The 22,945-nt window shown below is 71.0% G+C and carries 23 protein-coding genes; 14 read left to right on the top strand and 9 right to left on the bottom strand.

The genetic code is table 11. The features are described 5' to 3' along the window. Window positions 1-6: 6 nt before the first annotated feature. Window positions 7-1,542, top strand: coding sequence for an aldehyde dehydrogenase family protein (locus ACIBKY_RS18415; protein ID WP_397097854.1), 1,536 nt, complete (start codon window positions 7-9; stop codon window positions 1,540-1,542). A 47-nt stretch (window positions 1,543-1,589) separates the two neighbouring features. On the opposite strand, the gene ACIBKY_RS18410 is transcribed toward ACIBKY_RS18415, so the two are convergent. Beyond that, window positions 1,590-1,979: a DUF6703 family protein gene (locus tag ACIBKY_RS18410; protein WP_397097853.1), complete on the bottom strand. Its 390-nt coding sequence runs from the start codon at window positions 1,977-1,979 to the stop codon at window positions 1,590-1,592. 429 nt (window positions 1,980-2,408) lie between these two features. Between ACIBKY_RS18410 and ACIBKY_RS18405 the strand changes: the two genes are divergently transcribed. The 3 genes from ACIBKY_RS18405 (at window position 2,409) to ACIBKY_RS18395 (ending at window position 5,415) form a co-directional block, all read left to right on the top strand. Continuing rightward, window positions 2,409-3,638: a BtrH N-terminal domain-containing protein gene (locus ACIBKY_RS18405; RefSeq protein ID WP_397097852.1), complete on the top strand. Its 1,230-nt coding sequence runs from the start codon at window positions 2,409-2,411 to the stop codon at window positions 3,636-3,638. A gap of 12 nt (window positions 3,639-3,650) precedes the next feature. After that, window positions 3,651-3,941, top strand: coding sequence for an antibiotic biosynthesis monooxygenase family protein (locus tag ACIBKY_RS18400; protein WP_184966420.1), 291 nt, complete (start codon window positions 3,651-3,653; stop codon window positions 3,939-3,941). Window positions 3,942-4,029: 88 nt separating this feature from the next. Then, on the top strand, window positions 4,030-5,415 hold the full coding sequence (locus tag ACIBKY_RS18395; RefSeq protein WP_397097851.1) for a glycine--tRNA ligase: 1,386 nt from the start codon (window positions 4,030-4,032) through the stop codon (window positions 5,413-5,415). Between the two features lie 176 nt (window positions 5,416-5,591). Here the strand turns inward: ACIBKY_RS18395 and ACIBKY_RS18390 are convergent, their stop codons facing one another. From ACIBKY_RS18390 to ACIBKY_RS18370, 5 genes are all read right to left on the bottom strand, one after another. Beyond that, complete coding sequence (locus tag ACIBKY_RS18390; RefSeq protein ID WP_397097850.1) at window positions 5,592-5,945, bottom strand: hypothetical protein; 354 nt, start codon at window positions 5,943-5,945, stop codon at window positions 5,592-5,594. Then, window positions 5,938-6,204 (bottom strand): Ada metal-binding domain-containing protein, encoded by a 267-nt coding sequence (locus tag ACIBKY_RS18385; RefSeq protein ID WP_397097849.1) that lies wholly within the window; start codon window positions 6,202-6,204, stop codon window positions 5,938-5,940. The genes ACIBKY_RS18390 and ACIBKY_RS18385 overlap by 8 nt, the downstream gene beginning before the upstream one ends. Further along, the gene (locus ACIBKY_RS18380) at window positions 6,201-6,938 is read right to left on the bottom strand and encodes a 2OG-Fe(II) oxygenase (RefSeq protein WP_397097848.1); all 738 of its coding nucleotides are present in this window, start codon (window positions 6,936-6,938) and stop codon (window positions 6,201-6,203) included. Before ACIBKY_RS18380 ends, ACIBKY_RS18385 begins: the two co-directional genes overlap by 4 nt. A 9-nt stretch (window positions 6,939-6,947) precedes the next feature. Further along, window positions 6,948-7,424 carry a methylated-DNA--[protein]-cysteine S-methyltransferase gene (locus ACIBKY_RS18375; RefSeq protein WP_397097847.1) on the bottom strand — a complete coding sequence of 159 codons (477 nt, stop codon included), beginning with the start codon at window positions 7,422-7,424 and terminating at the stop codon, window positions 6,948-6,950. A 208-nt stretch (window positions 7,425-7,632) separates the two neighbouring features. Further along, window positions 7,633-8,556, bottom strand: a complete 924-nt coding sequence (locus tag ACIBKY_RS18370; RefSeq protein ID WP_397097846.1) for a dienelactone hydrolase family protein — start codon at window positions 8,554-8,556, stop codon at window positions 7,633-7,635. 488 nt (window positions 8,557-9,044) lie between these two features. On the opposite strand from ACIBKY_RS18370, the gene ACIBKY_RS18365 reads away from it, so the two are divergent. Genes ACIBKY_RS18365 through ACIBKY_RS18335 form a run of 7 tightly spaced genes read left to right on the top strand, consistent with a single transcriptional unit; the run spans window position 9,045 to window position 14,840 of the window. Beyond that, window positions 9,045-9,242, top strand: coding sequence for a hypothetical protein (locus ACIBKY_RS18365; RefSeq protein ID WP_397097845.1), 198 nt, complete (start codon window positions 9,045-9,047; stop codon window positions 9,240-9,242). After that, on the top strand, window positions 9,239-10,267 hold the full coding sequence (locus ACIBKY_RS18360; RefSeq protein WP_397097844.1) for an AAA family ATPase: 1,029 nt from the start codon (window positions 9,239-9,241) through the stop codon (window positions 10,265-10,267). The genes ACIBKY_RS18365 and ACIBKY_RS18360 overlap by 4 nt, the downstream gene beginning before the upstream one ends. Further along, window positions 10,264-11,208: a DUF58 domain-containing protein gene (locus ACIBKY_RS18355; RefSeq protein ID WP_397097843.1), complete on the top strand. Its 945-nt coding sequence runs from the start codon at window positions 10,264-10,266 to the stop codon at window positions 11,206-11,208. Before ACIBKY_RS18360 ends, ACIBKY_RS18355 begins: the two co-directional genes overlap by 4 nt. Then, a complete protein-coding gene (locus ACIBKY_RS18350) occupies window positions 11,205-12,146 on the top strand; it encodes a VWA domain-containing protein (protein WP_397097842.1) in 942 nt (313 codons plus the stop codon). Before ACIBKY_RS18355 ends, ACIBKY_RS18350 begins: the two co-directional genes overlap by 4 nt. Before the next feature lie 5 nt (window positions 12,147-12,151). Continuing rightward, window positions 12,152-13,006, top strand: a complete 855-nt coding sequence (locus ACIBKY_RS18345) for a S1C family serine protease (protein ID WP_397097841.1) — start codon at window positions 12,152-12,154, stop codon at window positions 13,004-13,006. Between the two features lie 5 nt (window positions 13,007-13,011). After that, window positions 13,012-13,674, top strand: a complete 663-nt coding sequence (locus tag ACIBKY_RS18340) for a response regulator transcription factor (protein WP_379622096.1) — start codon at window positions 13,012-13,014, stop codon at window positions 13,672-13,674. Continuing rightward, window positions 13,671-14,840 (top strand): sensor histidine kinase, encoded by a 1,170-nt coding sequence (locus ACIBKY_RS18335; RefSeq protein WP_397097840.1) that lies wholly within the window; start codon window positions 13,671-13,673, stop codon window positions 14,838-14,840. Before ACIBKY_RS18340 ends, ACIBKY_RS18335 begins: the two co-directional genes overlap by 4 nt. Here ACIBKY_RS18335 and ACIBKY_RS18330 read toward each other — a convergent pair. Both ACIBKY_RS18330 and ACIBKY_RS18325 read right to left on the bottom strand, forming a co-directional pair. Then, on the bottom strand, window positions 14,837-15,274 hold the full coding sequence (locus ACIBKY_RS18330; RefSeq protein WP_397097839.1) for a septum formation family protein: 438 nt from the start codon (window positions 15,272-15,274) through the stop codon (window positions 14,837-14,839). The genes ACIBKY_RS18335 and ACIBKY_RS18330 overlap by 4 nt on opposite strands. Window positions 15,275-15,287: 13 nt before the next feature. Beyond that, on the bottom strand, window positions 15,288-16,613 hold the full coding sequence (locus tag ACIBKY_RS18325) for a cytochrome bc complex cytochrome b subunit (RefSeq protein WP_397097838.1): 1,326 nt from the start codon (window positions 16,611-16,613) through the stop codon (window positions 15,288-15,290). Window positions 16,614-16,844: 231 nt separating this feature from the next. Here ACIBKY_RS18325 and ppdK point away from each other — a divergent pair, with 231 nt between their 5' ends. From ppdK to ACIBKY_RS18310, 3 genes are all read left to right on the top strand, one after another. Further along, window positions 16,845-19,478 (top strand): pyruvate, phosphate dikinase, encoded by a 2,634-nt coding sequence (gene ppdK, locus ACIBKY_RS18320; RefSeq protein ID WP_397097837.1) that lies wholly within the window; start codon window positions 16,845-16,847, stop codon window positions 19,476-19,478. A 118-nt stretch (window positions 19,479-19,596) separates the two neighbouring features. Next, window positions 19,597-20,814: a deoxyguanosinetriphosphate triphosphohydrolase gene (locus ACIBKY_RS18315; protein ID WP_397097836.1), complete on the top strand. Its 1,218-nt coding sequence runs from the start codon at window positions 19,597-19,599 to the stop codon at window positions 20,812-20,814. Window positions 20,815-20,841: 27 nt separating this feature from the next. Next, window positions 20,842-22,005 (top strand): NAD(P)/FAD-dependent oxidoreductase, encoded by a 1,164-nt coding sequence (locus ACIBKY_RS18310; protein WP_397097835.1) that lies wholly within the window; start codon window positions 20,842-20,844, stop codon window positions 22,003-22,005. On the opposite strand, the gene ACIBKY_RS18305 is transcribed toward ACIBKY_RS18310, so the two are convergent. Further along, window positions 21,965-22,822, bottom strand: a complete 858-nt coding sequence (locus tag ACIBKY_RS18305) for a M23 family metallopeptidase (protein ID WP_397098406.1) — start codon at window positions 22,820-22,822, stop codon at window positions 21,965-21,967. The two genes, ACIBKY_RS18310 and ACIBKY_RS18305, sit on opposite strands and share 41 nt — an antisense overlap. Between the last annotated feature and the right edge of the window lie 123 nt (window positions 22,823-22,945).

The following is a 22,945-nucleotide window of genomic DNA, read 5'->3' as shown; positions in this document are numbered from 1 at the left end:
GGCCAGATGCGCATCAAACCGGGCACAGCCTGGCAGGACACTTACGACAGATGCTCTACGGCGGCGCCGGAGGCGTTCCACGACGACCGGGTGCTCAATCACTGGGGCGGCTTCTGGCACCGCGACGGCCGCCCCGACACCCCGGTCTTCTCGCCGATCGACGGCACCGCCATCGCCGTCCCGCCCAGGCTGGACCGGTCGGGCGCGGGCCGCGCGGTGGCCGGCGCCGAGTCCGAGCACCGGCAGTGGCGGCACGTGCCCTTGGCCGAGCGCAAGGCCCGCGTCACGGCCGCGGTCGAGGCGATGGCCGAGCATCGCGACCTGCTCGCGATGCTGCTCGTGTGGGAGATCGGCAAGCCGTGGAAGACGGCCTGCGCCGACGTGGACCGCTGCCTGGACGGCGTGCGCTGGTACGTCGGGGAGATCGACCGCATGACCGCCGGGCGCGCCCCGCTGCCCGGGCCGGTCAGCAACATCGCCAGCTGGAACTACCCGATGAGCGTGCTCATGCACGCGATGCTGGTGCAGGCGCTGGCCGGGAACGCGGTGATCGCCAAGACGCCCACCGACGGCGGGCTGGCCTGCCTCACGCTCGCCTGTGCGCTGGCCGTACGGGAGGGGCTGCCGTTCACGCTGGTCAGCGGGGGCGGGGCGGCGCTGTCGCCGGTGCTGGTGGGCGGGCGCGCGCTGGGGTGCGTGTCGTTCGTGGGCGGCAGGGACGCGGGGGCCCAGGTGGCGACCTCGCTGGCCGACGTCGAGCGGCGGCACGTACTGGAGCAGGAGGGTCTCAACTGCTGGGGCGTCTGGGAGTACTCGGGGTGGGAACTGCTCACGCGGCAGATCCGCGCGTCCTTCGACTACGCCAAGCAGCGGTGTACCGCTTATCCGCGGTTCGTGGTGCAGCGTGAGCTCTTTCCGGACTTCCTGGCCGCTTACATGGAAGCGGTGGGATCGTTGCGCTTCGGGCATCCGCTGGCGGTGGAGTCGCCGGAGGACCCGTTGCCGCAGCTCGACTTCGGCCCGCTCATCAACGCGGCGAAGGCGGCGGAACTGGCCGGCCAGGTGGACCAGGCGATCGCGAGGGGCGGCGTGCCGTTGTACCGGGCGAGGTTGTCCGACGGACATTTCCTGCCGAACCAGGATATGTCCGCCTACTTCGCGCCGACGGCGATCCTCAACCCGCCCCGCTCCTCACCCCTGCACCACGCCGAGCCGTTCGGGCCCGTCGACACCATGATGCTCGTGGACACCGAGGCAGAGCTCCTGGCCGCCATGAACGCCAGCAACGGCGCCCTGGTCGCCACTCTGTCCTGTGACGACGAGGAGACCTTCGCCCGGATCTCGCCCGAGGTGCGTGCCTTCAAGGTCGGCCACAACAAGCCGCGTTCGCGCGGGGACCGGGACGAGCTGTTCGGCGGCCTGGGGGCCTCGTGGCGCGGCGCCTTCGTCGGCGGCGACCTCCTGGTCCGAGCCGTGACCACAGGCCCGGAAGGCGAACGCCTCCCCGGCAACTTCCCCACCTACACCCTGCTCGCCAGCTGACCCCGCGCCGCTCCCGGCCGTGACACCCGCGGCCGGGACGTGGGCGGTCAGAAGGCGCCGAAGCGGCTGGCCACGACCAGCAGCAGGAACGTCAGCATGGCCACCCGCAGCAGCTTGCCGCCCGTACTGAGCGACGGCCACGACAGGTACGCCAGGAGCCCCACGAAGGCGACCACCGGCAGCACCGCGACCCCGCCCAGCCAGTTCTGCACGGCGAACCCCGCCAGCAGCAACACGACCATGACCACCGGCGTGATCCAGCGCGGGACCTGCGTGAACAGATAGGCCATGGGGGTGGCGCTGCGTCGCTCCACGGCCTTGCGCAGGCCGGTCGCGCCGGGCGTGAAGAACCGCTCACCGGGCGGCAACGGGCGCTTGGCCTTGGCCGCCGCCCTGGGCTGGGCCAGCGGATGCCTGCGGTCATTGTCTTGGGCCACGGCCCGAGCCTAACCCGCCACCCCCCAACCCCGCCCCCACCAACCCCAACTCCCCGGCCACCCGCCGTAGCACATGCCCCGGAACCGGCCGTCCTGCCTCCCACCCGGGGCCGATGGCACGCGAGGAGCCGGGCGTTGGGAAGGTCGACCGCACAGCGACGAGGCGTGCCGGGTCCACGGGGTGACGAGGTCAGGGCGTGGGGGCGCGTGACAGGAGCCCATGGGGTCCCTAGGATGGGCGGCACGGCGACTCCCAGCGCCGCACCTCCTGAAAGCGAGCATCCACGCTGCCCGCCGAGCACCACGGAGGCAAAGGGGACGCAGGCGCCTCGGGGGAACGAATCTTCGGCATAGCCCAGAGCATCGCGGCGGCCGGGGCCGGCGGGCGTGGACCGGGCCCCTGCGCGACCGCGGACACGGACACCGGTTATGACCGACAAGAAGCAGCTCAAGGCTCGCATCAGGGCCCGCATGGCGAAGACCGGCGAGAGCTACACCACCGCCAGACGGCACACGCTCGGCACCCAGGCGACGCCCGACGATCACGGGTGGGAGTTCAGGGGCGGGCAGCATCCCAGCACGGCGGTCGTGTCACGGCTCACCGGGGTTCCCGAGCCGCTGGTTCTCCTGGCCGGTGGCGGGATCGGGGCCGGATACATCCTCTGGGAGTTCAAGCGGCACAACAGCGCCGCCCTGGTCATGGCCTTCCTCAACCAGTGGCAGTACTACGACCGCTGGATGACCAAGACGCTCGACCGGCTCGGCGTGCCGTACACGCACCACACGACGGGCGGCGCCAAGGGGGCGGCGCGGCGGATGGCGGAGGAGCTCGACGCGGGGCGGCCGTGCGTGGTGCTGCCCGACCGCTATCACATCGGGTACTGGCGGCTGCCGAAGGAGCTCGACGGGTACGGCGGGCACCCCGTCATCGCCTACCGCAGGTTCGGCGGGTACGTGCACGTCGACGACCGGGGCAGCGGGCCGATCCTGGTGCCGGAGGAGCGGATGGAGGCGGCCAGGGGGCGGGTCACCTCGTACAAGAACAGTCTTTATGTACTGGGCGAGCCTCCGGCGCGGGTCGACGTGGCGGGGGCGGTGCTTGAGGGGCTCAGGGACTGCGTGGAGCACCTGTCGTCGGCGTCCGACTCGTTCTCGCTGCCCGCCTGGCGCAAGTGGAGCCGCCTGCTCACCGACGAGCGCAACGCCAAGGGGTGGCCGAAGGTGTTCGGGGACGGCACGCGGCTGGCCGGGGCGCTGCTGTCGATCTGGGAGTGCGTCGAGCCGGTGGGCATCGACGGCGGTAACCTGCGCGATCTGTTCGCCGACGGGCTCGACGCGGCGGCCGGGCTGCTCCAGAGGGAGGAACTGGGGGAGTCGGCGACCGAGTTCCGGCGGATTCACGGGATGTGGCATGAGATGGCGGAGACGGCGGTGCCGTACGAGGAGTTCGGGCGGATCCGGGAGCTGACGGTGGCGGTCCGTGAGGCGGTGCTGGCGGACGGCGCCGCGCGCGAGGAGGACGCGGAGGAGCTGTGGCGGCTGCGGGCGGAAGCCGATCGCACGCCGAGAAAGGTGGATTTCTCCGCAATCGCCGAACGGGTGAGCGCGATCCATGCGGCGGAGTCCGCCGCGATCGCGCGGCTGCGGGAGATCGTCTGACATTCTTAGAAGGTGCTCGCCGTCATTCGCTACATGGTTCCGGAAGCTCAGTCCCAAGAGTTCCTCAAGCAAGGTCAGAACATCGTCGACACCCTGCGCGCCCAGCCGGGATTCCTCCGCGGGAGGCTGGCGCGTTCCGTCGACGAGCCGAACCTGTGGGCGCTGGTGAGCGAATGGGAGGGCGCGGGCTACTACCGCCGCGCCCTTTCGGCCGCGAAGATGGCGATGTATCCGTTGATGATCCTCATGGTCAACGAGCCGAGTGCCTTCGAGGACATCTACGTATCCGGACAAGAGGAATAGTCGCGCGCGAGGGCGACCGGACGTCCCCTAAGCTGGGACCTCATCCGTTTCCCCTCGCCGACCTCCAGCCGGAAAGAGACCCATCCTCATGGCACGCCGTACAGACGTCATGGACACCATCGTCAGCCTCGCCAAGCGCCGCGGGCTCGTCTACCCGTCGAGCGAGATCTACGGAGGCCTCCGTGCGTCATGGGACTACGGTCCGCTGGGCGTGGAGCTGAAGAACAACGTCAAGCGGCAGTGGTGGCAGTCCATGGTGCAGGCCCGCGACGACGTGGTGGGCCTCGACTCGTGCGTCATCCTGGCCCGCGAGGTGTGGCAGGCCTCCGGCCACGTGGAGACGTTCACCGACCCGCTGACCGAGTGCCAGTCGTGCCACAAGCGTTTCCGGGCCGACCACCTCATCGAGTCCTACGAGGAGAAGAACGGCAAGGCCCCCGAGAACGGCCTGGCCGACATCACCTGCCCCAACTGCGGCAACAAGGGCGCCTTCACCGAGCCGCGGCAGTTCAGCGGCCTGCTGAAGACCTATCTCGGCCCGGTCGAGGACGAGTCCGGCCTGGCCTTCCTGCGCCCCGAGACCGCGCAGGGCATCTTCATCAACTACCTCAACGTGCAGCAGTCGGCGCGCAAGAAGATCCCGTTCGGCATCGGCCAGATCGGCAAGTCGTTCCGCAACGAGATCACGCCGGGCAACTTCATCTTCCGCACCCGCGAGTTCGAGCAGATGGAGATGGAGTTCTTCGTCAAGCCCGGCAGCGACGAGGAGTGGCACCAGTACTGGATCGACGAGCGCTACCGCTGGTACTCCGACCTGGGCATCAACAAGGACAACCTGCGCCTGTACGAGCACCCCAAGGACAAGCTGTCCCACTACTCCAAGCGCACCGTCGACATCGAGTACCGCTTCAACTTCACCGGCTCCGAGTGGGGTGAGCTCGAGGGCGTCGCCAACCGCACCGACTTCGACCTCACCGCCCACGGCAAGGCCTCCGGCGTCGACCTGTCCTTCTTCGAGCAGGACACCGGCGAGCGCTACGTTCCCTACGTCATCGAGCCCGCGGCCGGTGTCGACCGGGCCACGCTGACGTTCCTGCTCGACGCCTACACCGAGGACGAGGCGCCCAACGCCAAGGGCGTCATGGAGAAGCGCACGGTCATGCGCCTCGACCACCGCCTCGCGCCGGTCAAGGCCGCGGTGCTGCCGCTGTCGCGCAACGCCGACCTGTCGCCGAAGGCCCGCGACCTCGCCGCCCAGCTGCGCCGCCGCTGGAACGTCGAGTTCGACGACGCCGGGGCGATCGGCCGCCGCTACCGCCGCCAGGACGAGATCGGCACGCCGTTCTGCATCACGGTCGACTTCGACACCCTGGAGGACCAGGCGGTGACGATCCGCGAGCGTGACTCGATGGCGCAGCAGCGCATCGCGCTCGACCAGGTCGACTCCTACCTGCGCCAGCACCTCAACGACTGAGGTCCCGCCAGACATACGAGGGCGTCCGGCTTCCCGCCGGACGCCCTCCCGCGCTTTTCCGGTACGGCAAACGCCTCCCCTGCCTGTCCGGTACGGCGGGCCGCGGCGCCAGAGCCTCCGTGGTCCCGGCGGTCACAGGCTCGCGGGTGTCCGGGGTCACGGGCTGTCGTGGGCGGTCATGGGGTCGCGGGGGCGATCAAGGTGCGGGCCGGGTCCCAGGTGGTGTGCCGCAGGAGGCGCGACCGCATGCCCGCCCACCCGGCCGGCCCGGCGATCACCACCCACGCGTCCGGCTCACCCGAGGCGAACCGGCGGGCCTGCCGCAGCCACGAGGCCGCCTCCTCCGGCCAGCTCACGATCTCGCCCACCACCCCGCCCCCGGCCTCCCACTCCTTGACGAACCGTCCGGCCGCCGCCACGGAGCCGGGGTCGCGGCCATGCCCCACGGTGACGCGTACCACCCCGGGAACCTGCCACTTCAACAGCCCGGCGAGCTCCGCCACGTCCCTGACCCGTCCTGGCTCAACCACTCTTCCTCCACTTCCGGTACTTCTCGGGCAGGCACACCGCGCACGGCCGATAGCCCGCCGCCAGCGCGGCCGGCTCGTCGGCGAAGAAGACCCGGTGCCGGACGTACCCGCCCGCGGCGATGGCCCGCAGCGCGGACGGGCAGTCCAGCCGCCCATAGATGCGCCGTCGCCGGTAGCCGCCGAGCGTCCCGGGCGCCATGCCGAGGTACGAGCGGCCGTCGGCCCCGGTCAGCACGTACGCGCGCCCGGCCGCTGTCATGTGGCGTCGTGGAAGACCAGGCCCAGGGTGTGCCGCAGGCCCGAGCGGACCGTGCTCACGCCGTGCCGTACCGGGGCGGCCGACCAGCCGCGGGCCGATCTCACCGGGCGGTCGCGGGTGGTGAACACCAGGCCGTGGCCCTGCGGCAGCATGGTGACCGTGCCACGCGACTGGGCCCGGGGCCGCTGCTCGACCAGCAGGAACTCGCCGCCGGTGTAGTCGGCGCCGGGCACGTCCAGGCCGACGACCACCTGGAGCGGGAAGACCAGGTCGCCGTAGAGGTCCCGGTGCAGGGCGTTCCAGTCGCCCTCGCCGTACTTGAGCAGGATCGGTGTGGATTTGACCTGACCGGCGGCGTGGCAGCGTTCCAGCCACTCGCCGAACTCGTCCGGCCACCTGGATGCCCATCCGAGCCGGGCCGCCCACTCGCGGGCGATGGGCAGCAGCCGGGGGTAGAGCGTCTCCCGCAGCGCCGCCACCACCTCGGGGAACGGCTCCCGGAAGTACCGGTACTGCCCTGAACCGAAGCGGTAGCGCGCCATGTCGATCGTCGAGCGGAAGCGGGCCACGTCGTCGTACAGACCGGCGATCTCCCGGCATTCCGCCCCCGTCAGCAGCGGGCCGGTGAGGCCGCAGCCGTGGGCGTCGACCTCGCGGGCGACCGCGGGCCAGTCGGTCGCCGCGACCCGGTCCCGGATCGCGGCGTCGTATGTTCTGTCCTGGATGTCGGTCATGATCGTCCTTCAGATGAGCGCCGGCTGGAGGGCGCCCTCGTGGGTGAGCAGGAACCGCTTGCGCTCGATCCCGGCCGCGTAGCCGGTCAGCGCGCCGCCCGCGCCGATGACGCGGTGGCACGGCCGTACGATCAGCAGGGGGTTGGCCCCCACCGCCGCGCCGACCGCGCGGATGCGGTCGCGCGGCGCGCCGATGCGCGCGGCGATCTCGCCGTAGGTGGTCGTCTTCCCGTACGGCACGGCCGCGACCTCCGCCCAGACGCGGTGCTGGAACGCGGTCCCGGACGGCCGCAGGTCGAGGTCGAAGGCGGTGCGGTCGCCGGCGAAGTACTCGGCGAACTGCCGCACGGCCTCGGCGAAGGCCGCGTCGTCCCTGGTGGCCCCGCTCGGCGCGGACATGCCCACCTTGACGGAGGTCAGCGCCTCGCCGGTGCCGGTGAGGACGATCTCGCCGATCGGGCTGTCGATGGTGGTGTAGATGCTCATGTTGAGTAGAACACCGGCGAGGGCGGAAATGAGGCGCGGTTTTCGGACTTCGTGCTGGTCACCCGGCGTGCGGGGGTGGCGGGGTGTGGGTCACCCGGCGTGCGGGAGGTGGCGGGGTGTGGGTCACCTGGCACGCGGGAGGTGGCGGGGTGTGGGTCACCCGGCCGCGGGAGGCGGCGGCTACTCGACCGGGCCGGGTGACGTTCCCTCAGCTGAGGTGGCTGCCGAACCAGTCGAGCAGCCGATCCCACGCCCGCGCCGCGGCCGCGGGGTTGAAACGCTGGCCGGTGTCGTTGAAGAACGCGTGCCCGGCGCCCTCGAACGTGGCGATCTCGTGCGTGAGACCGGCCTTCTCCAGGGCCGCCCGCGCGGCGTCGCGGGTGGCGTTGACCCGGTCGTCCTGCTCGGCGTAGACGCCGAGGACGGCGGCCTTCGTGCCGGCCATGTCGGCGCCCGCGGGCAGGGGGCCGTAGAACGGGATCGCGGCGGCCAGGCGCGGCTCGGCCGACGACAGCAGCAGCCAGGTCATGCCGCCGCCGAAGCAGAAGCCGACCATGCCCAGCTTGGCGCCCTGCGCCCGGTTCTGCAGCTCGCCCAGCGCGGCCTTCATGTCGGCGACGAACCGCTCCGGCGCGATCTCGCCCAGCTTGGCGGTGGCCTGCGCGGTGTCGGTGAAGGAGGCGGTGCCGCCGTCGCGGGAGAGCAGGTCGAGGGCGAGCGCGGAGTAGCCGCTCGCGGCCAGGCGCCCGGCGACGGATCGGGTGTGGTCGTTGAGGCCGCGGTTCTCGTGGATGACCAGGACCGCGCCCTTGGGGCTCGCGGCCGCGGCCCAGGCACCCTGGAGCGCCGCGCCCTGCGGGCCGGGGAACGTGATGGCCTCGGTCGGCAGGGGAGAAGGGCCGACGGGTGTCCCCGAGGGACTCGGCTGCGCGCTCGTCGGAGCCGGGGTCATGCCGGTGGCCGGTGTGGCGGTGGGCGGGTCGGCGCCGCAGGCGGTCAGCAGCGCGCCGGCGGCGGGCAGGGTGAGCCCGAGCAGGCCCAGCCGCCTCAGGGCCTCGCGGCGTGGGATGAGTCCCTCGGCGTGGTCGAGGGCCACCTCTTCCGCGAGATACCGCTTGAAGGGTGACATCATGACCGGACCGTACGCCGGGCCACCGAAAGCTCAGATAAAGGCCGCACCGCGCACCCTCAAAGCTCGGGACAAGCCTCAAAGCACGGGATAAGCCCCAGAGCTTGGGGACAAGCCTCCCCAGCTCGGAGCAAGCCATCCGAACTCGGGCAAGTCATCCGAGCTCGGGCAAGCCATCCGAACTCGGGCAAGCCATCCGAGCTCGGGACAAGGCTCAAAAACCTGGGGGCAAGCCTCAGAGCTCGGGCAAGCCTCAGGGCTCGGGCAAGCCTCAACGCTTGGGTAAGGCCGCTGGTCCGGTGACGGACCCGCCTTTTCCGAGCAGGGTGCGTGGAGCGGGTCGAGGTCGATGCGGGTGGCATGGCCCCTATGGGACCTGTCGGGCGAAAAATCGTATAAAGGCGTGCGTTACGACAGCTTTCGCGGGTGCTTGGTGACATGGGCGATGACATCGGGAGTCGTCCTGATGCTCATCCCGCGAAAGGAACAGCATGTCGCTTCGCATATCGCGTCCGGCCAAGGGTTCCGGGGCCCGGCGGGCACGCCTGCCACGCCTGGCGGCGCTGGCGCTGGCCGGTGGGGCGGTCCTGGCCACCGCGGGCGCCGCCCACGCCGCCGCCCCCGCACCCGAGCCGATCGAGCTCAGGCTCGTGCTGAACGACTGCCCCGACGACAAGGTCGAGCCGTGACCCAGGGGCCGGACGATGCCCGAGAGGACACCGCTCTGCTGGAGAGCGCGCTCTTCGCCGTCAAGCGGGTGATCGTCGGCCAGGACCACATGGTCGAGCGCCTGCTGGTGGCGGTGCTGGCGCGTGGCCACTGCCTGCTCGAAGGCGTCCCCGGCATCGCCAAGACGCTCGCCGCCGAGACGATGGCCAGGGTGGTGGGCGGTACGTTCGCCAGGATCCAGTTCACGCCCGACCTGGTCCCGTCGGACATCGTCGGCACCCGGATCTACCGGCCCTCCACCGAGAGCTTCGACATCGAACTCGGCCCGGTCATGGCCAACCTGCTGCTGGCCGACGAGATCAACCGCGCCCCGGCCAAGGTGCAGTCGGCCCTGCTGGAGATCATGGCCGAGCGGCAGGTGAGCATCGGCGGCGTCACGCACCCGGTTCCCGCGCCGTTCCTGGTGCTGGCCACCCAGAACCCCATCGAGTCGGAAGGCGTCTACCACCTGCCCGAGGCGCAGCGGGACCGCTTCCTCATGAAGATCGACGTGGGCTATCCCAGCGAATCGGAGGAGCTGGCGATCGTCTACCGCATGAGCGTGGACCCGCCGCGGGCGCGGGCGATCCTGGACCCGGCCCGGGTGATCGCGCTGCAGCGGCGTGCCGACCGGGTGTTCGTGCACCACGCGGTCGCCGAGTACGCGGTCCGGCTCGTCTACGCCACCCGGGCCCCGGCCCGCTACGCCGTACCCGACGTGGAGCGGATGCTGGCCTTCGGCGCCAGCCCGCGCGCCACGCTGGGCCTGCTGGCGGCCGGTCGCGCGCTGGCCCTGATGCGCGGCAGGGAGTACGTCCTGCCGGAGGACGTCAGGGACGTGGCGCAGGACGTGATGGCGCACCGGCTGGTGCTGTCGTTCGACGCGCTGGCCGAGGGGGTCACGCCCCGGCAGCTGGTCGACCGCGTCCTGGCGGCCGTCCCGACGCCGGTGATCGCCCCGCAGACCGCCCTGGCGGCGGTCGGGCTGGGGGAGTCGGCGGCATGAACCTTCACGGTTACGAGCGGGCCGGGCCCGCGCTGCGCCGTCTGGAGCTGACGATCACCCGGCGGCTCGACGGCCTGCTGCAGGGCGACCATCTCGGTCTGCTGCCCGGTCCGGGAAGTGAGCTCGCCGAGGCGCGGCCGTACCAGGCGGGTGACGACGTGCGGCGGATCGACTGGAACGTCACCGCGCGCACCGCCGAGCCGCACGTACGCGACGTGGTCGCCGACCGCGAGCTGGAGCTGTGGGTGCTGCTGGACGCCAGCGCCAGCATGGACTTCGGCACCGCCGCCATGGAGAAGCGGGACCTGGCCCTGGCCGCGACGGCCGCGATCGGGTTCCTGACCCAGCGGACCGGCAACCGGATCGGCGCCCACCTCCTGCACGGCTCCGGTCTCAGGGCGCTGCCGGCCAGGACCGGCCGGCCGCACCTGATGGCGCTGCTGCAGGAGATCTTCACGCTGCCGCGGGCCAGGCCGGGGACGAAGGCCGCCGCCCTGGGCGCGGCGGCGCATCGGCTGGGCCGGACCGTGGTGCGCCGCGGGCTGGTCGTGGTGGTCTCCGACTTCCTGGATCCGCCGGAGACGTGGGAGCCGGAGCTGCGGCGGCTGGCCGTACGCCATCAGGTGCTCGCGGTCGAGGTGCTGGACCCGCGCGAGCTCGTGCTGCCCGACGTGGGGCTGCTCACGCTGATGGACCCGGAGACGGGCCGGCGGCGCGAGTACGCGACGGCCAGCGCCCGGCTGCGCCGCCGCTACGCCGAGGCCGCCGCCGGGCAGCGGGCCGGGATCGAGACGGCGCTGCGCCGGGCCCGCGCCGCGCACCTGCGGCTGCGCACCGACGGCGACTGGGTGCGCGACCTGGTGGAGCACGTGCTGCGCCAACGCCGGCTGGCGCGGCTGGGCGCGCGCGGGTCGTGGCAGGGAGGGGGCGGCGCCGCATGACGCTGATCTCTCCGGTCTGGCTGTGGCTGCTAGTGCCGGTCGCGCTGCTCGCGCTCGCCTACGTCCTGATGTCGGTACGGCGCAGTGCCTACGCGGTCCGTTTCACCAACCTCGACCTGCTGGACAAGGTGGCCCCGAGGCGCCCGCGCTGGCGGCGGCACGTTCCGGCGGGCGCGCTGCTGGGGATGTTCGCGCTGCTCGTGGTCGGCTTCGCCCGGCCCACGGCGGAGGTGCAGGTGCCCAGGGAACGGGCCACGATCATGGTGGCGTTCGACGTGTCGGCCTCGATGGGCGCCACGGACGTCGCCCCCGACCGGTTCACGGCGGCACGGGCGGCGGCGACGCAGTTCGTGCGCGGGCTGCCGGAGCGCTTCAACCTCGGGCTGGTGACGTTCTCGTCGGAGGCGTCGGTGGCGGTGCCGCCGACCACGGACCGGCAGGCCGTCTTCACCGCGCTGGAGCGCCTGACCACCTCCTCCGGCACCGCGATCGGCGACGCCGTCCACTCCTCGCTGGAGGCCATCGCCGGCGTGGACGGCGAGGCGGAACCGCCGCCCGCGCACATCGTCCTGCTGTCGGACGGCTCCAACACCACCGGCCGCGGGATCCGCGAGGCCGCCGAGCAGGCCGCGGCGCGCGGCGTCCCGGTCACGGCCATCGCGTACGGCACGCCGGGCGGCACCGTCGAGCTGCAGGGCAGCCGGGTACCGGTGCCCGTGGACGGCCCGGCGCTGCGTGAGCTGGCGGGGGCCGCGGGCGGCGGCTTCTACGAGGCGGCCAGCGGCGACGAACTGCAGGCCGTGTACGAGGACATCGGCACCTCGGTCGGCTACCGGACGGAACGGCAGGAGATCTGGATGTGGTTCGTGGCAGCGGGCCTGGTGGCGGCGCTGCTCGCGGCGGTCGGGTCCATGATCTGGTTCTCGAGGCTGCCATGACCGGGATGCGCAGAGGGCTGGGGACGCCGCGTGGGCCCGACTTCGTCTCGCCGTCGCCGGGTCACCTGACATCGGGGGAGACGGCGGCCGAGGGGGCGGGAGCCGAGTCGGCGGGAGCCGTACCGGCTGGGCGGGGTCCTCGCGGAGGGGCGCTGTTGCTCGGCGCGGTACTCGTCGCCGGGCTGACCGGGGCGGTGGCCGGGTTCGCCGGCGCGGGGCTGGCGACGGGCCCGGCGCCGGTCACGCTGCCCCGCGCGGCCCCCGCCGCGCCCAACACGACCGGACTGTCCGGTACGGCGGCGCGGCTGCTGCCGAGCGTGGTCTCGATCGACGTGGGCCGGGGCGGCGGTTCCGGCTTCATCGTGGACGGGGCCGGCCACATCATCACCAACGCGCACGTCGTCGGCGAGGCGAGCACGGTGAACGTGGTGCTGAACGACGGTCGCAGATTCTCCGCCAGAGTCCTGGGTGCTGATCAGGATGAGGATCTGGCGGTGCTGGAGGTGGCGGGCGTTACTGGGCTCGCGCCCGCCACCTTGGGCCGTTCGGCCGACCTGGCGGTCGGTGACCAGGTGCTGGCGATCGGTTCGCCGCTGGGCCTGTCGGGCACGGTGACCTCGGGCATCGTCAGCGCCCTCGACCGCCGGGTACGGCTGGGCGGCACCTCCCGCAGCGCGGTGCAGACCGACGCCTCGATCAATCCCGGCAATTCCGGCGGCCCGCTGGTCAACGCCCGTGGCGAGGTCGTCGGGGTGAACACGGCGATCGCGTCGAGCCGGGGCGGCGGCAACATCGGCATAGGCTTCGCGATCCCGATCGATCGTGCTGCTCCCATAGCCGAACAAATCATCAGAGACTAGGAAATATGCGCCTGTTGGTCGTCGAAGACGAAGAGGACCTGGTCGACGCGCTGCGCGTCGGCCTGGCCCGCGCCGGATATGCCGTGGACGTGGCTCTGGACGCGCCCGTCGCGCACGAGAAGCTCCAGGTCAACACGTACGACCTGGTGCTGCTCGACCTGAACCTGCCCGGCGGCGACGGCTTCCAGGTGTGCAGGGAGATCCGGGCGGCCGGCAAGGGCGTGCGGGTCATCATGGTGACCGCCCGCGACCGGCTCGACGACCGGGTCCGCGGGCTCGACGAAGGCGCCGACGACTACCTGGTCAAACCGTTCGCCTTCCCCGAACTGCTGGCCAGGGTGCGCGCGCTCCTGCGCAGAGACACCGGCGGCACCTCCGTCCTGGAAGTCGGGCAGCTGCGGATCGACACAGCCAGGATGGAGGTGTCGCTGGGCGGCCGCGCGCTCGCGCTCACCCCGAAGGAGTACGGGGTGCTCCACTACCTCATGACCAGACCCGGGCACGTCGTCTCCTCAGAGGAACTGCTGGAGCACGTCTGGGACGAGCACGCCGACCCGTTCACGAACACCGTCCGGGTCACGGTCGGCAACCTGCGGCGCAAGCTCCAGGAGGACGGCCTCATCGAGACCGTCATCAGCAGGGGCTACCGGCTGAAGGAGCCGGCATGATCCACACGATCCGGTTCCGGCTGACGGTGCTGTACTCGGGGCTGCTGTTCGTGCTGGCCGCGCTGGTGCTGGGCGGCATCTACTGGGGCATCTCCAAGACCACCGACCAGCGCCCCTACACCACCGAGTACGCCAAGGCCTACCGTGGCGGCGAGTACGTGGGCAAGGAGGAGGTCGTGTTCGTGGAGGAGGTTGAGAACGCGATCAACGTCAGGACCCTGGCCACGCTGCGCGACTACTCGCTGGTGACGCTCGGCGCGTTGTTCCTGGCCAGCCTCGGCATCGGCTGGGTGTTGTCCGGCCGCGTGCTGCGCCCGGTGCGGGCCATCACGCGCACGACCGAGGAGATCCAGGCCACCGACCTGACCCGGCGCATCCGGCTGAACGGCCCGCGCGACGAACTGCGCGACCTGGCCGACACCGTGGACACCATGCTGGACCGCCTGGAGTCCGCCTTCAGCGCCCAGCGAAGGCTCATCGACGACGCCTCGCACGAGCTGCGCAGCCCGCTCACGATCATCCGGGCCAACGTGGACGCCGTCCTCGCCACCCCCGACGCCAGCGACGAGGAGCGCACCCGCGCGGTCGCCGTCGTCGACCGCGCCACGACCCGCATGACCCGCCTGGTCGAGGACCTGCTGGCCAGCGCGAGACGCCAGGGCGCCGCCTTCGCCGACGCCGACCTCGACCTGGGCCGCGTGGTGCAGGAGGCCAGCGAGGAGTACGCCGCGCTGGCCGCCGCCCGCGGCCTCACGCTGACCCGCCGGCTGGAACAGGACCTCGCGATGAGCGGCGACCACGACGCGCTGCGCCGCGCCGTGGCCAACCTCCTGTCCAACGCGGTACGGCTCTCGCCCCCCGACGGCCGCGTCCGGGTGGCGGCGGGCCGGGAGGACGGCTGGCTCTGGACCGCGGTCGCCGACGACGGCCCCGGCCTGGCGGAGGAGGACCAGCCGAGGGTCTTCGACCGGTTCTGGCGGGGCGAGAGCAGCCGCCGCGACCGGCACACGGGCCTGGGCCTGGCCATCGTCCGGCAGATCGTGGAATCGCACGGGGGCAGGGTCGCGGTCTTCTCCCGGCTCGGCGCCGGGGCGACGTTCGTGCTGTGGTTCCCGCCGCTGGGCGGCGCGGGCACCGCGGTCCCCGCCGGGAACCCGTTCTCCTAGCCGAGCACGTGGCCGGTGAGTTTGACGCCCTCCTCGACCGACAGGGCGACGCAGTAGGCGGTCCGATGCTTCGGCCAGGTGGCCAGCACCGGCGCGAAGGCCGTCCAGGTCACCGTGTCACGGAGCGCCTTCTTGATCCTGACCTTCTCCTCGCAACCCTTCGTGGACCGCTCGATCACCTTGTCGTCACCCGGCCACGGCTCATCGGGCAGGACCCAGATCCCGGCGAACTCGTAGACGTGCGGCTTCTCACACGTCACCAGCGTCGCGAAGCCGTCAGGGGAGATGTCGTCGAAGCAGTCACCGGGACGCAGATCGGTGGCGTGGTAGGTCTCCGGGGTGGCCGACGGTGCCGCCGAGGGTGCGGCCGCGCCGGAGGAGGCGGAGCAGGAGGTGGCCGCCAGCAGTGCCGCGGCGGCTAACAGGGATCGCACGCAGGGCAGCGTGTCATTCGGAGATCACATCGCGATATCGCCTTTTGCACAGCCATAACGTGAGCGCGTACGCCACTCCGGGCAGGACGATGACGGCGGCGCGTAAGCCGTACAGGAGGGCCGGATAGAGCTCGGCGGGGACGGCGAGCAGGGGCGGGCCGGCGGTGAGGTCGGTGGTGAACCAGGTCGCCGACCAGATGACCGTGAAGAAGACGACGACCGCGACACCCAGCGCGGTCCGCACGGGCGCGGCGGCGGGGCGCTGCACGACCTGGTGGTGGGCGCGGTCGCCGGTGAAGCGGCGTTCGATGAACGGCCAGAACAGCAGGGCCGTGAAGAAGCCGCCGAGGACGAGCATCGGGATCCAGAGACCGGCGGCGAAGGTGAAGCCCGCGATCGTGAACTCCCACGGCGGCAGCAGGCGCAGCATGCCTTCGAGCACGCCGAAGTACCAGAACGGCTGCGCCGACGGCGGCACGGCGCCGGCCCGGTAGGCCTGCGCGGCGGTCCAGACGGGGTTGACGATGACGAACGTGGCCAGCGCGGTGATGACCGTGAACGTGCCCAGTGAGGTGATGCCCTGCTTGAGGGAGAAGGCGGGGAAGAATGGCACCCCGGTGACCCGGCGGCCCTCGCCGTGGTGCTCGGTGTGCTTCTGCCGCCAGGTCAGCACCAGCGCGTGCAGCGGCACCAGCGCCAGCAGGAGGCCGGGCACCAGCAGAACGTGGGCGACGAACGCGCGCGGGATCACTTGGCCGGGGAAGGGGCCGTCGAAGACGAAGGACGACAGGTACGTGCCGGCCAGCGGGATCGACAGCAGCAGGCCCTGGGTCTCGCGCAGCCCCGACATCCCGAGCTGGTTGGCCGGCAGCGTCACCCCGAGGAACGCCTCGAACAGCGCGAGCCCGAACAGCAGCGCCCCCAGCACCCACGTCAGCTCACGCGGCTTCCTGAACGCCCCGGTGAAGAAGACACGGAACATGTGGGCCACGATCGCCAGCACGAAGATCGTCGCCGACCAGTGGTGCATCTGCCGGATGAGCAGCCCGCCGCGCACGTCCACGCTGAGCTCGCGCACCGACTCGAACGCCGCGCCCGCCTCCGGCTTGTAGAAGAGCGTGAGGAACGTGCCGGTCAGCACGAGCAGGACGAAGGAGTAGAGCGCGAACTCGCCCAGCAGGAACGACCAGTGGGTGGGGAAGAGTTTGCGCAGGTTGGGTGCCAGCCAGCGGCCGGTGCCGAGCCGGTCGTCGAGGTAGCGGGCGCTGCCTGTCGCCGCCCGCGCCGATCCGGCGGTCAGGCGCGCGCGGCGCGTCGGCTTGGTGGTGGGGGTGGCCATCGGCGCCTCCCGGTCAGGGGGTCGCCCCTCATTCTCCTCCTACCCCACAGCTTTCTCAAGAATTGGTTTAAACCAATTGGTATAAACCAATTTCCAGGAGACTAGAGTTTTAATTGGATTAGACCTCATGAAGGCCATTGACCTGGGAAAACATCGACTTAACCGACGTGTGCAGTTTCATCATCTTTTTCGCCGGTACAGTCCAAGGCAGAGGCGTTGATTGGAGCTGTGGTGGCCAAGTTCGTTTACGATTTCACCGAGGGCAACAGGGATCTCAAGGACCTGCTCGGCGGCAAGGGAGCCAACCTCGCCGAGATGACCAACCTCGGGCTGCCGGTTCCCCCCGGGTTCACGATCACCAGCGAGGCGTGCCGCCACTACCTGGCGGAAGGCTCCGTCCCCGAGGGACTGGAGCGGGAGATCGCCGACCACCTGAGCGCGCTTGAGAGCGCCATGGGCAAGAAGCTCGGCCAGGCCGACGACCCGCTGCTCGTCAGCGTGCGCTCGGGCGCCAAGTTCTCCATGCCCGGCATGATGGAGACCGTCCTCAACATCGGACTCAACGACGAGTCCGTCCACGGCCTGGCCAAGCAGGCGGGCGGCAACGACCGCTTCGCCTGGGACTCCTACCGCAGGCTCATCCAGATGTTCGGCAAGACCGTCCAGGACATCGACGGCGAGCTGTTCGAGCACGCTCTGGAGAAGCTCAAGAACGGCCGCCAGGACACCGACCTCACCGCGCAGGAGCTCCAGGGGCTCGTCGAGACCTACAAGGGCATCGTGCGCGAGCAGACCGGCAAGGACTTCCCCGCCGACCCCCGCGACCAGCTGCGCCTGGCCGTCATGGCCGTCTTCGACTCATGGAACGCGCCCCGAGCCATCCTCTACCGCCGCCAGGAACGCATCCCCGCCGACCTCGGCACCGCGGTGAACATCGTCGCCATGGTCTTCGGCAACCTCGGCGACGACTCCGGCACCGGCGTCGCCTTCACCCGCGACCCCGGCTCCGGCCGCCAGGGCATCTACGGCGACTACCTTCAGAACGCCCAGGGCGAGGACGTCGTCGCCGGCATCCGCAACACGGTCCCGCTGCAAGACCTGGAGCGCATCGACAAGGGCTCCTACGACGAGCTCCTGTCGATCATGGAGACGCTGGAGACCCACTACCGCGACCTGTGCGACATCGAGTTCACGATCGAGCGCGGCAAGCTGTGGATGCTGCAGACCCGGGTCGGCAAGCGTACGGCGGCCGCCGCCTTCCGCATCGCCGTCCAGCTCGTCGACCAGGGCCTCATCACGCTCGACGAGGCCGTTACCCGGGTGAGCGGCGACCAGCTCGCGCAGCTGATGTTCCCCCGCTTCTCCCAGGAGGGTGACCGCAAGACGATCACCAAGGGCATGAACGCCTCGCCCGGCGCCGCTGTCGGCAAGGTCGTCTTCACCTCCGAGCGCGCGGTCGAACTGGCCGGACAGGGCGAGGACGTCATCCTCGTCCGCCGCGAGACCAACCCCGACGACCTGTCCGGGATGATCGCCGCCCGCGGCGTGCTCACCTCGCGCGGCGGCAAGACCTCCCACGCCGCCGTGGTCGCCCGTGGCATGGGCAAGACCTGTGTCTGCGGCGCTGAGGAGCTGGAGGTCTCCTCCTCGCAGAAGCGCTTCACCGCCCCGGGCGGGATCGAGGTGCGCGAGGGCGACGTCATCTCGATCGACGGCAGCACCGGTGAGGTGTTCCTCGGCGAGGTGCCGGTGGTCGACTCCGTGGTCGTGGAGTACTTCGAGGGCGCCCAACCCGATGACGAGCTGGTCAAGGCGGTGGACCGGATCATGGCGCACGCCGACTCGGTACGCCGGCTCGGAGTGCGGGCCAACGCCGACAACGCCGAGGACTCGGCCAGGGCGCGGCGCTTCGGCGCCCAGGGGATCGGGCTGTGCCGTACCGAGCACATGTTTCTGGGCGAGCGCCGTCAGCTCGTCGAGGACCTCGTCCTCGCCGCCTCCAAGCAGGAACGGCAGGCGGCGCTGGACGCGTTGGAGCCACACCAGAAATCCGACTTCATCGGCATTTTTCGGGCTATGGAGGGTCTTCCTGTCACCATTCGCCTCATCGACCCGCCCCTGCACGAGTTCCTGCCCGACCTCGTCGCCCTCTCGGTCAAGGCCGCCACGGGCGAGGCCACGGACAAGGACCGCGCGCTGCTGGCCGCCGTCAAGAGACTGCACGAGCAGAACCCCATGCTGGGTCTGCGAGGGGTACGGCTCGGCCTGGTCATCCCCGGCCTGTTCGCCATGCAGGTCCGGGCCATCGCCGAAGCCGCCCGCGAGGTGCCCGGCGCCCGCCCGGAGATCATGATCCCGCTCGTGGCCGCCGTCCAGGAGCTGGAGGCGGTCCGCGAGGAAGCCGTCAAGATCCTCCGGGCGACCGGCGTGGACGCCCTCGTCGGCACCATGATCGAGACCCCGCGCGCCGCGCTCACCGCCGGCCAGGTCGCCGAGGCCGCCGAGTTCTTCTCCTTCGGAACCAACGACCTCACCCAGATGACCTGGGGCTTCTCCCGCGACGACGTCGAAGCCGCCTTCTTCTCCCGCTACCTGGAGCTCGGCATCTTCGGCGTCTCCCCGTTCGAGACCCTCGACCGCGACGGCGTCGGCCGCCTGGTCCGCATCGCCGTCGAGGAGGGCAGGGCCACCCGGCCCGGCCTCAAGCTCGGCATCTGCGGCGAACACGGCGGCGACCCCGACTCGGTCCACTTCTGCCACGAGGCCGGGCTCGACTACGTCTCCTGCTCGCCCTTCCGCATCCCGGTCGCCCGCCTGGAGGCCGGCCGGGCCGTACTGACGCACAACGACTCCGACACCCGCTGACGGCACAGGCGCCAGGCCGGGCGGCCTGGCGCTTCACCCACGCGTAGGGAGGTGGTCACCGGGGCAGTACTCCCAGCACAGGAGGGGTTGGGTGGACAGGAGTAGACTCACCGTTCTTATGTCCCGCTATGACCAGCATGACCAGGAGCGCTGGGTGCCGGAACCACCCGGCAACCCCGAGCGCAGCCCGTTCGGGCGGGACCGGGCCCGCGTGCTCCACAGCGCCGCCCTGCGCCGGCTCGCGGCCAAGACCCAGGTCGTCGGCCCCGGTGAGACGCTGGGCCTCGGCCAGCACATCCCGCGTACCCGGCTGACGCATTCGCTGGAGTGCGCCCAGGTCGGCCGGGAGATGGGCGCCACCCTGGGGGTCGACCCCGACCTCGTGGAGACCGCCTGCCTGGCGCACGACCTGGGGCATCCGCCGTTCGGGCACAACGGTGAGGTCGCGCTCAACGCGCTCGCACCCTCGTGCGGCGGCTTCGAGGGCAACGCCCAGAGCCTGCGCCTGCTCACCCGCCTGGAGGCCAAGGTCCTCACGGAGTCGGGCGAGAGCGCCGGGCTCAACCTGACCAGAGCCGCACTCGACGCCTCCATCAAGTACCCCTGGACCTGCGACAAGTCCCCCAAGTTCGGCGTCTACCAGGACGACCTGCCGGTCTTCGCGTGGATCCGCGACGGCGCCCCCGAGGGCCGCGTCAGCTTCGAGGCGCAGATCATGGACTGGGCCGACGACGTCGCCTACTCCGTCCACGACCTCGAAGACGCGCTGCACGCCGGATACGTCACCCCGGAAGCCCTCCAGTCGGCGGAGGAGCGCCGCCAGGTCTGCGAGGTCACCCGCCTCTGGTACGCCCGCGACGCTGACCCCGGCCTGCTCGAAGAGGTCTTCGCCAAGTTCATCGCCGACCCGCTCTGGCCGCGTACGTTCGCCGCCACCCTGGCCGACCTGGCCGGCCTCAAAGCCCTCACCAGCGGCCTCATCGGACGCTTCTGCCGTTCAGCGCAGAGCGCCACCATCGGCGCGTACGGCCCGCGCCACCGCGCCGACCTCGTCGTGCCCGACGACACCCGGCTCGAATGCGCGCTGCTCAAGGGCGTCACCGCCCACTACGTGATGACCCGCGACGACCACCACGCCAACCAGGCCAGACAGCGTGAGCTCATCACCGAACTGGCCTCCCTCATCACGCTCGGCGCGCCCCGCACGCTCGAACCCGCCTTCCGCCCCGCCTACCTCCAGGCCGACGACGACGCCGGGCGCGTTCGTGTCGTCATCGACCAGATCGCCTCTCTCACCGACACTTCGGCGGTCGCCTGGCACCGGCGGCTTTCCTGAGGACCTGCGGGGGCGGATACTGCCCCCATGGCCACATTTGTGATCGTCGGTGCCGGGCTTGCTGGGGCCAAGGCGGCGCAGACGCTGCGCGAAGAGGGCTTCGACGGCGAGATCGTCCTCATCGGCGCGGAAACGGAACGACCCTACGAACGCCCGCCCCTGTCCAAGGGCTATCTGCAGGGCAAAAGCGAGAGAGAAAAGATCTTCGTCCATGCCACCGGCTGGTACGCGGAGCACGATATCGACCTGCGCCTCGGCCTCCGGGCCACCCGGCTGGACCTCGGGAGCCGCACCGTCCGGCTGTCCGACGGGTCGCGGCAGCCGTACCAGAAACTGCTCATCGCGACCGGATCCAGCCCCCGGCGGCTGCCGGGACCCGCACGCTACCTGCGCACCGTGCAGGACAGTGAGGCGCTCAAAGAGCGCTTCGCCCGCGGCGGACGGGTGCTCGTCGTCGGCGCCGGCTGGATCGGCCTGGAGACCACGGCGGCGGCCCGCGCCGCCGGCTGCCAGGTGACGATCGTCGAACCCGAGCCCACGCCGCTGCACCGCGTGCTCGGGCCGGAACTCGGCGAGGTCTTCGCGAACGTGCACCGCCGCAACGGCGTCGACCTGCGCCTCGGCACGCCCGTCGCGGAGATCACGCAGACGGGGGTACGGCTCAGCAGCGGTGAACGACTCGAAGCCGACCTCGTCCTCGTCGGCATCGGAGCCACGCCCGACACCGGCCTGGCCGTGGACGCCGGGCTCGACGTCGCCGACGGCATCCTGACCGACGCCGCGTTGCGCACGTCCGATCCCGACGTGTACGCCGCCGGTGACGTGGCGGAGTCCTTCAACCCGCTGTACGGCCGCAGGCTGCGCGTCGAGCACTGGGCCAACGCCCTGAACGGCGGCCCGGCCGCGGCCCGCTCCATGCTCGGCCAGGACGTGGCGTACGACCGCGTGCCGTACTTCTTCAGCGACCAGTTCGAGATCGGGATGGAGTTCTCCGGCGACATCCAGGGCTACGACGAGGTCGTCTTCCGCGGTGACGTCGGCGAACTGGAGTTCATCGCCTACTGGCTGCGTGACGGCCGGGTCGTCGCCGGGATGAACGTCAACGTGTGGGACGTCGTCGGCGACATCCAGGACCTCATCAGGTCAGGGGTCAAGGTCGACTCGCAGGAGTTGTCGTCGGGTCACCGATGACGACCGGCGGCTCCTCGTCCTTCGGCTTCTTCGTGTCGTTGGTCGGCTGCGGCGCCTTCTTCGACTTGCACTGCACCTGGCAGGGCGGCGTCTCGCCCAGCTTCTTGCGCAGGCCGAAGGCGGCGTCGCGGGGGGAGTAGGTCTTGTTGCCCTCGGCCCACGCGTCCAGGTAGGTCCAGGGTTCGACCATGCCGCGGCGTACCCACCAGTAGGCGGGGCCGGTCTTCCAGGAGATGGCGAAGTACAGGTTCGCGCCGGTGTCGCGGGCGTTGCCCGACTTGCCGACCTGGCCGAGGACCTGGCCCGCCTTGACCTTGGTGCCCGGGGCGAGGCCCTCGGTGACGCTGTCGAGATGGCCGCCCAGGTAGCGGACGCCGTCGTCGCCGACGAGCGTGACGAACCTGCCCTCGCGGTCGGCTCCCTTGTCGGTGGAGGGGCGCCAGCGGTTCTTGGTGTTGACCTCGTCGATCGTCCCGCCGATGGGGGCGACGAAGGAGCACCCCTGGGCGGCCCAGATCGTGGTCTTGGGGAGCACGAGGAGCTGCCGCTGGTACGTGGTCCGGCAGCCCTTGACGGGGAAGACGTACTGGTACTTGGACATCTTGGGCGGCGGCACCTTGACGGGGTCATCGCCTTGGGGCCGTGCCTGCGGCTCCTTGGGCGGGATGGTGCCGGTGACCTGTGGGGTGGCGGAAGGGGTGACGGTGGCGGGCGCGCTGGCGCTGACCCCGGCGACACCGGCGCCCTGCGCACAACCCGCGCTGACCAGCAATGCCCCCGCAGCGGCGGCACAACGCCCCAAAAGCCCCGATCGCATGATCTCCACCCGTGTCACCGTATCCAACGACAACCGTTCCCTTTGTAGCCGACCGGGAGCTCCCGCATCACCTGTTTGCCCGAAAGGGCTTGGGCCGCGCCGATCTCTGGGGCCACGCTTCGC

Origin of the sequence: Nonomuraea sp. NPDC050394 (assembly GCF_044459065.1) — a bacterium.
Classification (GTDB): domain Bacteria; phylum Actinomycetota; class Actinomycetes; order Streptosporangiales; family Streptosporangiaceae; genus Nonomuraea.
This window is presented reverse-complemented; position numbering and strand designations above follow the sequence as displayed.

Coding starts and splice junctions, on each gene's coding strand:
- ACIBKY_RS18415 (WP_397097854.1), top strand. CDS start 7: ATGCGCATCAAACCGGGCACAGCCTGGCAGGACACTTACGACAGATGC.
- ACIBKY_RS18375 (WP_397097847.1), bottom strand. CDS start 7,424: ATGAGCATCTACACCACCATCGACAGCCCGATCGGCGAGATCGTCCTC.
- ACIBKY_RS18350 (WP_397097842.1), top strand. CDS start 11,205: ATGACGCTGATCTCTCCGGTCTGGCTGTGGCTGCTAGTGCCGGTCGCG.
- ACIBKY_RS18365 (WP_397097845.1), top strand. CDS start 9,045: ATGTCGCTTCGCATATCGCGTCCGGCCAAGGGTTCCGGGGCCCGGCGG.
- ACIBKY_RS18385 (WP_397097849.1), bottom strand. CDS start 6,204: ATGACAGCGGCCGGGCGCGCGTACGTGCTGACCGGGGCCGACGGCCGC.
- ACIBKY_RS18310 (WP_397097835.1), top strand. CDS start 20,842: ATGGCCACATTTGTGATCGTCGGTGCCGGGCTTGCTGGGGCCAAGGCG.
- ACIBKY_RS18395 (WP_397097851.1), top strand. CDS start 4,030: ATGGCACGCCGTACAGACGTCATGGACACCATCGTCAGCCTCGCCAAG.
- ACIBKY_RS18355 (WP_397097843.1), top strand. CDS start 10,264: ATGAACCTTCACGGTTACGAGCGGGCCGGGCCCGCGCTGCGCCGTCTG.
- ACIBKY_RS18315 (WP_397097836.1), top strand. CDS start 19,597: ATGTCCCGCTATGACCAGCATGACCAGGAGCGCTGGGTGCCGGAACCA.
- ACIBKY_RS18335 (WP_397097840.1), top strand. CDS start 13,671: ATGATCCACACGATCCGGTTCCGGCTGACGGTGCTGTACTCGGGGCTG.
- ACIBKY_RS18325 (WP_397097838.1), bottom strand. CDS start 16,613: ATGGCCACCCCCACCACCAAGCCGACGCGCCGCGCGCGCCTGACCGCC.
- ACIBKY_RS18405 (WP_397097852.1), top strand. CDS start 2,409: ATGACCGACAAGAAGCAGCTCAAGGCTCGCATCAGGGCCCGCATGGCG.
- ACIBKY_RS18380 (WP_397097848.1), bottom strand. CDS start 6,938: ATGACCGACATCCAGGACAGAACATACGACGCCGCGATCCGGGACCGG.
- ACIBKY_RS18370 (WP_397097846.1), bottom strand. CDS start 8,556: ATGATGTCACCCTTCAAGCGGTATCTCGCGGAAGAGGTGGCCCTCGAC.
- ACIBKY_RS18345 (WP_397097841.1), top strand. CDS start 12,152: ATGCGCAGAGGGCTGGGGACGCCGCGTGGGCCCGACTTCGTCTCGCCG.
- ACIBKY_RS18305 (WP_397098406.1), bottom strand. CDS start 22,822: ATGCGATCGGGGCTTTTGGGGCGTTGTGCCGCCGCTGCGGGGGCATTG.
- ACIBKY_RS18340 (WP_379622096.1), top strand. CDS start 13,012: ATGCGCCTGTTGGTCGTCGAAGACGAAGAGGACCTGGTCGACGCGCTG.